The organism is Bradyrhizobium sp. CFUWI (genome assembly GCF_056429085.1).
Genome location: NZ_JBWJZE010000148.1, coordinates 1 through 512 on the forward strand (window position 1 = coordinate 1; position 512 = coordinate 512).

Annotated in this window: 1 protein-coding gene; it reads left to right on the forward strand. The window is 60.4% G+C overall.

Annotated elements, in window-relative coordinates:
- Positions 1-21 precede the first annotated feature (21 nt).
- Positions 22-512: UPF0149 family protein (locus tag AC066S_RS39140; RefSeq protein WP_478271953.1), on the forward strand; the 491-nt coding region annotated here is incomplete at its 3' end.

Below are 512 nucleotides of genomic sequence, written 5' to 3' on the forward strand. Positions count from 1 at the left end.
ACCAAGGAGATGATGCCTCCGATGGGTTCCGTCGAAGAGCTGAACCACATGCTGGGCTTGGTCATGCGCCACTTCAACACCATCATTGCCGGCCTGGGGGATGACCCCCGGGAGATCAGCCCGTGCTGGTCAACGATGGCCTACGACGGTGACGAGCGTGAATACGACGACGCAGAATCGTGGGCGTACGGCTTTGTCCAGGGGAGGAGACGTTGCTGGAAGGACTGGAAACCGTTGCTGTGCACTCCCCAAGGGCAAGTTTGGTTCAGACCCATTGCCCTGCTGGGCGAAGACGACTATTGCGTGGATCAGGACGAACTCACCCGAACACCGGCCATGCGATCGGAGCTGGCTCAACAAATCCCGCCGGCTGTTCTGGACATGCACGCTCACTGGCTGCCACTTCGGCTCGCTGTCTATCAGCGGGAGATGGCCAAGTCGATGCAGCCCAAGGTGGGGCGCAATGATCCGTGCCCTTGTGGGAGCGGGGCGAAGTTCAAGAAGTGCTGTGG